Consider the following 7,673-nt stretch of genomic DNA (forward strand, 5'->3'; position numbering starts at 1 on the left):
ATTACAAGGGAACGAAACTGGAAAAAAGGTAAGTGTGACAACGAAGAGCGGCAGATTGTGTGATTTGGTAGCCCCCCATGGGTTTCGCCGGTTGGTCGCCAGGAAAGGAATAACAAGTTTTAATAGCCAGACTCCAGTTCTAAAATGGATTAAGAGAATCGCCCCAGAATCGCCCCTTTGATCCATCCCTCTGATCCAGCAGTAAGTAAATTACTCAAGCCTGACCCCAAAGGTAGTTGATCCACAAGTTACCGTACCCTCCTGCTAGTCTTTTTCCTCTGCTCGATGGATATAAATGTACTGAAACTTAAAGACGGGGGGAGCAGAGTGCAGGAGTACATCCGCCGCCGGGTTCTGGAGATAAGTGCCTATATATTAAAAACCTCGGCAACTGTTCGCCAGGCTGCCAGGGTTTTTGGTGTCAGTAAAAGTACTGTTCATAAAGATATGACTGAGCGTTTACCTAAAATTAATCAACAGTTGGCGATCAAGGTGCGCCTTGTTCTAGACATTAATAAGGCGGAGCGCCATCTGCGCGGGGGGGAAGCCACACGCAGGAAGTACCGAGAAAAATAAATAATTACGGTAAAATATGATTACGCTGGCAGGAAAAGCTAAGAAAACGTCGAATATTACTGAAATATCAGATTTTTGATAGGGACAAGCATCATGATAGATATTAGAAAGGAATGCACGTATTAATGTTTTGGAACGAAGATATCGGGATCGATCTGGGGACCGCAACTGTGCTCGTTTACCTGAAAAGCAAGGGCATTGTTTTCAATGAACCCACTGTTGTGGCAGTTGATACACATACCGAGAAGATGATTGCGGTTGGGGAGGATGCGCGTCAGATGCTGGGCCGCACACCGGGCAATATTGTGGCTGTGCGTCCTCTGCGCAATGGAGTGATCGCTGATTACAGCATAACCGAATGGATTCTGGGGTATTTTATTCAAAAGGTAGTGAAGTCCCGATTTCTTTGTCGTCCGCGGGTGATGGTCTGCATACCCTCCGGGGCCACCGGTGTAGAGGAGCGAGCGGTGAGACAGGCTGTTCTCCAGGCCGGGGCTCGCCAGGTCCACCTCATAGAAGAGCCTGTGGCTGCTGCTCTGGGAGCAGGGATACACATTGAGGAGGCCAGCGGCAACATGGTTGTCGATGTTGGGGGGGCACAACAGATGTGGCAGTGATAAGCCTTGGCGGGGTTGTATGTACCAGATCGATTCGCGTTGCGGGGGACGATTTCGATGAGGCTATTACCAGATATGTGCGTAAAGAGTACAATTTGATGATCGGGGAGTGTACTGCAGAGGAGTTGAAGATCGGAGTCGGCACTACTTACCCCAGGGCCAAAGAACCAGGTTCCAGCATGCAGATTCGCGGTCGTGACCTGGTAACCGGGCTGCCGAAAACCAATACTGTTACTGCAGAGGAAATAGCGATCGCCCTGCAGGAGCCGGTGAATCAGATTATCGACACAGTGAAAGACGTCTTGGAAGAAACCCCGCCTGAGTTAGCAGCAGATATAGTTGAGCGCGGGATTGTTATGACCGGCGGAGGCAGCCTTTTGCATGGGCTGGATCTGTTGATCAGTGATGTAACAGGGCTTGCGGTGAACATTGCCGAGGACGCCATATCCTGTGTAGCCAAGGGGACAGGAGTGGCTTTGGATATGATGAATGTTTTGAAAAATATGAGACCTGACTGAACGACAAAATATGCTTTTTCTAGATACTCCGTTTCTGTATTATCAGTATGTTTTCCCTCTGTTCTCCTGCCGCATCCACATTATTAGACAACTTCGCATAAATTTCACTTCCGGGTAGCATAGAGATCATTTTATTTGAGGCAGTCAGCCTCAGATGAGCTGTTTTCTATTGTGAACAACATCCGCTGTTAATGGCGCTTGTTTTCGGGTTTACAGAAGCGTTAAGATGGCCAAACAAGATGCCCGGCCTGGCAGAATGCTTTATGAATAACTGCGTTCTAGGGTCTAATTACCCCTTATATAACATACTATGGAAGGAGGAAGATTGAAAGGAGGGGCCAGCTTTGTCGCAACAGGGCCAGGAACTGACCTTGACGAATAGGGAGAGGATGGAGGCCTCAGGGGTGCAGAAGGTTATAAGTTTCGATGAACAGGAGATCAATCTGGAAACAGTGGTTGGTTCCCTGATCCTGCGGGGGGAAGGCATGCACATCACCCACCTGGACCTGACTGCAGGGGACCTGGTTGTCGAAGGACTTATTACCTCCCTGGAATACATTGAGCAGCACAGCAAAAAGATCAGGGCCAGGGGCAAAAGCATTCTCGAACGCCTCATCAAATGACAGGGACCGTCGCCCAGGACTTCCTGCTGATCTTGACCGTTGTCGGGCTGGGATTAGGGATTGGTCTACTCTTTGACTGCTACAGACTGCTGCGCAGGAGAATCAAGCCGGGATATTTTTCTACACAGTTGAGCGACCTGCTCTTTTGGCTTATTTGTGCAGGGCCGGTCTTTTATGTATTTTTCTGCATGACAGGAGGAGAGGTGCGCTTCTTTACCCTCCTTTTCCTACCTATCGGGATGGCCTTCTATTTCAAGTTTGCCAGCCCCTACTTGAGAGAACCCCTCTATTACTGCTTTATACAAATAGGTAGCGCCTTTCGTTTTTTAAAAAGAGTGCTGATTTTTTGCATACAGGCTCTTCTTTATCCATTTCGTTTAACTGTTTGGGCAGTCAATATTGCCCTGCAGTTTCTCTGTGGCCTCTTTCGCCTCCTGCTCCTTCCGTTTCGCTATACATGGCGAGTGGCTTGGCGCTGCTTCCGGGAATGGCGGAGGAAAGATTAGTGGTTAGTGGTTGGCGAATGAGATGTGGGATGTGGGAGGTTGCCGCTGCCTAATAGACCGGACCTACAACGGGAACCGTCCCCTTGTCCCGCTCAAGCCTGACCCCACTTAACTATAAAATATTTTATAAGGCAGAGAAGGAATTTTCATTTCTAAAGAGAATTATGTAATAATATTATCCACAATATGTCCACAATTTGTGGATAACCTGTAGTTGGATAAGGTGGAGACAAGTGAAGTTAGAAATTCGCGGAGCTGAAAAACTGAGTTTTCGGGAGAAACAGGCGGTTATTCTCAAAGAAACCGGCCACAGTAATGAGGCTATTGCCAAGAGAATGGGTGTTAATACAGCTACTGTAGCGACCCTTCTGAGCAGAGCCCGCAGTAAAGGGTATGAGGTTGTTATTATTATTTCAACAACCCTCGGCATATATGGAGCGGAAAATGAAGAGAATGAAGAGGAGGTTTAGCAGCAGGTGGGTCGAAAAAGCAGCCGGGATCGACTATTTGAAATCAAGCGAAAAAAAACCACATGGAAACGGCGCCTGATTGTGGTTGGTCTTTTATGTGGGTTGTTCTGCTTATTCTTGATACCTACACAGTTTAGAATCTGGAAACTGCAAGGGCAGCTAAAGAATTATCAGCAGCAGGAACAAGAACTACTGGCAAAAAAGCAGGAGACCCTGGAGAAAATCGATTATTACTCCAGTGATGGCTATATCGAGGAAAGGGCACGGGAGGAACTGGGGTTAGTCAAGCCTGGAGAGGTACCGATTCGCCCGGGGGTTGAGGGGCGGGTTCAGCCGTCTTCAGATAATAAAAAGGAAATTCGTGACTAGGATGGGGGTGTGGCTCCCTTGCCAGGCCAACGCATGGCTGCGGTCGATATCGGCACTAATTCCTGCCGCTTGCTGATCGCTGATACAAAAGGTCAGAGTATTACTCCTATCCTTGCCACTCTTAGGACCACAAGAATCGGAGAGGGAGTAGAAGAGAGCGGCCTTTTGGGAGAGGTGCCTATGGAGCGGACTATTGCCGCTCTCCAGGAATATCTTGAGCTAATCAGGGAATACGAAGTAGCCCACCTGCGGGTTGTGGCTACCAGTGCTGTCCGGGAAGCCGCAAACGCGGCATTTTTTGTTGTTCTTGTCAGGGAAATGACCGGGATTACAGTAGATGTGATCAGCGGCGCGGAGGAGGCGCGCTTGAATTACACCGGTGCCTGTGGTGCTGTGGATTTTAAAGGGACAGGCGTTGTGATCGATATCGGCGGGGGGAGCACAGAGTTTACCTGCCCTATTCAGGAAAGTGGAGTTTCCGCCCTGAGTTGCTGCAGTATACCTCTCGGTGCTGTTCGTTTGACCGAACAGCCACGTCTCCTTTCGGAAATCATCGGCCCGATGAAAGATGTTTTGGATAAAATCAAAGGGTTGCCTCACCTTAATCTGGTTGGTGTTGGCGGGACGATCACCACACTGGCTGCAGTTGATCAGGGCCTGCAGATTTATGATCCGGAATGCATTCAGGGGTACTTTCTTTCTAAAGAAGCGGTGGAGAGAATAATGTTATCCCTTGCTGTGAAAGATAGTGAGGAAAGAAAAAAGGTTCCTGGGCTCCCGCCGGAACGCGCTGACATTATCATAGCAGGCACCACCATCCTTTGGTCGGCTCTTGCTTATCTGGGTGCGCAGGAAATCACAGTTAGTGAGGCGGATCTACTGCACGGGATGATCCTGGAAATGATTTAATCTATAGTTTGCAAAATGGCCAGGCTTGAAATATTGATCCGCTTGATACAGATTTCGGGGGAGAAGGGGAGAGAGAAACTGGAGCAGTGATTATGAATTGACTGCGGAAGGAGTCCGATCATGAAACTTGCTCTAATTCCCCTTTTGACCGGAATTATAGCCGGTATATCCATGGCTCTACAGGGTTCTCTCAACACCCTTTTAAGCAAGGTTATCGGTTTGCTGGAAGCGGCCTTTGTCGTCCATGTCATAGGGGCAGTAGCTCTTGTAGCTTTGCTGCTTATGCGTCTTGGCCAGGGCAATCTTGCACAGATGGGAAAGGCCCCCTGGTATGCTTATCTTGGTGGCCTATTGAGCGCTGTTATTCTTTACACTGTCATGGCCAGCATTTCCAAGTTGGGGGTCTCCATTGCTACAACTGCGATCATCGTCGGCCAGGTTTCTACAGCTTTGATCATCGACCATTTCGGGCTTTTCGGATTGAAGGAGATTCCTTTTACCTGGTGGAAGGTGTTTGGGGTTGCCCTCCTGGCCACAGGTGCCAAACTGATGCTTAATTAATTACTTTTTTTTTTAGTTCCAGCGGCCCATTATATAAGGGAATAAAACGCCCAAAATCTTTGAGTTTTTCGATAACAAAGTTCCGGCGGCCGTGATCACCTGGCTGGAGGCCATGGTAAGGATAAAATGAGTGACCCCTTGTGTAAGGGAACAGGCACAAGGACAACCGGAGTCTTTTTTCGGTTAAGGTGACAGAGAACCAAATTTGACACCTAGCATTTAAAAAACCCTATTGTACCGACAGGTTTTAGGAGCAACGATCAGGGAGTGAACCTTCTTTGACCTGTTTGTTAACAGACCTTAAAAGCAAAGCGGCGGATACTGCGACTGCAACAACATCTGCCATTGGAAAAGCCAGCCAAATGCCCTGTTTACCCATAAACAGCGGCAAAACAATAAGCGGAGGAAGAATAAATATTACCTGCCTGGAAAGAGAAACCAGCATCGCTGTGACAGCTTTATGAACAGCCATAAAGTAAAAATAGGCTATAATTTGCAGGCCAATGACAGGTGTCATTAGTGTAGTGATTCTTAAGGCAAAAACTCCGTTTTGTATTACTTCCGGCTTATCTGTGAATAACCTTAAGATATCTTGGGGCATGAAAACCAAAAAACCAAAAAGAAACAGCCCGATAGCGAATGCATAAATAAAAGAAATTTTAACCGTTTCAGAGACTCGCTTATAATTGCCGGCCCCAAAATTAAAACCGACAATAGAATGAAAGCCCTGGGCTAAACCCAATAACGGCATGGTGATAAAAATGTGTATGCGACTGATTACACCGTAGACAGACATGTCGACAGCTGTCCCATAATTTTTCAATAGAATATTTACTGCAGCTGCAAGAATGGAAAATCCTACCTGGTTTAAAAATGAACTTAGCCCTATCAATAGAATTTTTCTGATTTCAGTTATATTGATGCGCCAGTTCACAGACCATAGATTTATGATGCTCTTGTTAAAGCCATAATAGCCCATCAGGATTATTACCGATACCAGCCTGGCAAGTAATGTGCCCCATGCAGCTCCAGCTATCCCCATATTAAAGACTATCATAAAAGCAGCATTTAAAAACACATTGATCAAGGCACCTGAAAACATCACCAATGCAGCCAGTTTTGCATTGCCTTCTGCACGTACCGTATTAATTCCTAAGAAACTCAGCAAAACTAAAATAGAACCCGGAATAATGACTGAATAATACGCGTCTGCATACTTAAATATGCGTTCCGTGGCACCAAATATATGAAAAATGTCCGCCTTAAAAACCATAAGTATTGCCGAAAAAGCAACACTTAATGCAATTGTAAACAACACCGCACTAATTATCGCTGAGGCTGCTTCCTCTTTTTTTTGTGAACCTAATTCAAAAGAAACAATAGAGGCTGTGCCAATGCCTAGCATAGTACCCAAAGCTACTACCAGCATATCAATGGGAAACCCCGCCGCCAGACCGCCTAAGGCTTCCCCTCCTACTACTCTTCCCACAAAAACTGCATCAATAAGATAATATAATCCGTTGACAATCATGGCAAAAATCATGGGCGCCGACATCTGAAACAACAGTTTAGGTACAGGTGTATTTCCGAGTTTTTGTTCTCTTTCAATAGTTGATTGCTTTTCGTGTTCCATTAAAAATATCCCCTTCCGCAATTCATTTCTAAACTGAACATTTGTTCAATTTTGATCAAAAAAAATTATTTTACCAAAAAATTAATACCATAAAAATATTGTTTTGACAGAAGCTCTACCATATTATTTGCCCATTCTTCATTCTTGTAATGCCGTGCGATTTCTAACACTCCTTCCAAAAAGTTATTAGCCAGAATATGATAAAATACATCGTCAATTATACTCGAATTCTTTATCCTTTTTCTTAGATGCTTCTGAATATGGACTTTTGTTAAATCAATAATTTCTTCCTTGGCGTTTTCATATTTTGTTCCGCTGCTTTTATCTATCAGTATCAACACCTGCTTGCGCTTATGCCTGAGCAAATCAACGATGAACTGCATTTCTTTTTTCAGGACAAAGTTTTCAAAAGGAGGATTGCCGGTGTTATTGATTGTGCTTAAAATACTTTTGATCAATAGATATGTCGGTTTTACAACAGCCTCGAACAACGCTTCCTTATTTTCATAATAAGTATAAATAAGCCCCACAGAGACCCCTGCTCCCTTGGCAATATCTCTGATTGGTGTTGATTTATAACCCCTTTCATAAAACTCATCTATTGCCGAACAGTATATTTTATCAGCAATATCATCTTTTAACATTTGTACCATAGAATCTCCCCTTCCAATATTGAATTTATGTTCGTTATTAATTATAACAACTGTTTTTTTATTTGTAAATACTGTGAATAAATCAATCAATTACCGGCTTCTCTGAGTTCATTACATATAGGGCTAACCTTTCCCAAAGAACAACAGTGGCCATCCAAGAGATAGTCCTCCCAAGAGAAGTCCTTCCGTCGATGCCTTTTGACATGTACTAGCCATAGATCTTACACCGGTATCAGCC

At 45.3% G+C, this 7,673-nt stretch carries 9 protein-coding genes and 1 pseudogene; 8 read left to right on the plus strand and 2 right to left on the minus strand.

Annotated features, from left to right (window positions below):
* The first annotated feature begins 327 nt into the window (after positions 1-327).
* The 8 genes and pseudogenes from spoIIID to SSCH_RS01305 all read left to right on the plus strand — a co-directional run bounded on the left by spoIIID (position 328) and on the right by SSCH_RS01305 (position 5,149).
* Positions 328-576 carry a sporulation transcriptional regulator SpoIIID gene (gene spoIIID / locus SSCH_RS01270; protein WP_044663889.1) on the plus strand — a complete coding sequence of 83 codons (249 nt, stop codon included), beginning with the start codon at positions 328-330 and terminating at the stop codon, positions 574-576.
* A gap of 125 nt (positions 577-701) precedes the next feature.
* Positions 702-1,711 (plus strand): annotated as a pseudogene (gene mreB, locus SSCH_RS01275) (rod shape-determining protein MreB).
* A gap of 344 nt (positions 1,712-2,055) precedes the next feature.
* Complete coding sequence (yabP, locus tag SSCH_RS01280; RefSeq protein ID WP_084710829.1) at positions 2,056-2,334, plus strand: sporulation protein YabP; 279 nt, start codon at positions 2,056-2,058, stop codon at positions 2,332-2,334.
* The gene (gene yabQ, locus SSCH_RS01285) at positions 2,331-2,840 is read left to right on the plus strand and encodes a spore cortex biosynthesis protein YabQ (protein WP_044663890.1); all 510 of its coding nucleotides are present in this window, start codon (positions 2,331-2,333) and stop codon (positions 2,838-2,840) included. Before yabP ends, yabQ begins: the two co-directional genes overlap by 4 nt.
* 233 nt (positions 2,841-3,073) lie before the next feature.
* Entirely contained in the window at positions 3,074-3,310 is a 237-nt protein-coding gene (locus SSCH_RS01290; RefSeq protein WP_044663891.1) for a sigma factor-like helix-turn-helix DNA-binding protein, read from the plus strand.
* 6 nt (positions 3,311-3,316) lie between these two features.
* A complete protein-coding gene (locus tag SSCH_RS01295; protein ID WP_052835178.1) occupies positions 3,317-3,679 on the plus strand; it encodes an FtsB family cell division protein in 363 nt (120 codons plus the stop codon).
* An 18-nt stretch (positions 3,680-3,697) separates the two neighbouring features.
* A complete protein-coding gene (locus SSCH_RS01300) occupies positions 3,698-4,588 on the plus strand; it encodes a Ppx/GppA phosphatase family protein (RefSeq protein ID WP_084710830.1) in 891 nt (296 codons plus the stop codon).
* Positions 4,589-4,708: 120 nt separating this feature from the next.
* Entirely contained in the window at positions 4,709-5,149 is a 441-nt protein-coding gene (locus tag SSCH_RS01305; RefSeq protein ID WP_044663892.1) for a DMT family transporter, read from the plus strand.
* A 247-nt stretch (positions 5,150-5,396) separates the two neighbouring features.
* On the opposite strand, the gene SSCH_RS01310 is transcribed toward SSCH_RS01305, so the two are convergent.
* Together SSCH_RS01310 and SSCH_RS01315 are read right to left on the minus strand one after the other, a co-directional pair.
* Positions 5,397-6,782 (minus strand): MATE family efflux transporter, encoded by a 1,386-nt coding sequence (locus SSCH_RS01310; protein ID WP_044663893.1) that lies wholly within the window; start codon positions 6,780-6,782, stop codon positions 5,397-5,399.
* A gap of 65 nt (positions 6,783-6,847) precedes the next feature.
* Positions 6,848-7,426: a TetR/AcrR family transcriptional regulator gene (locus SSCH_RS01315; protein WP_232294138.1), complete on the minus strand. Its 579-nt coding sequence runs from the start codon at positions 7,424-7,426 to the stop codon at positions 6,848-6,850.
* Positions 7,427-7,673: the final 247 nt, after the last annotated feature.

Origin of the sequence: Syntrophaceticus schinkii (assembly GCF_000946815.1) — a bacterium.
Classification (GTDB): domain Bacteria; phylum Bacillota; class DSM-12270; order Thermacetogeniales; family Thermacetogeniaceae; genus Syntrophaceticus; species Syntrophaceticus schinkii.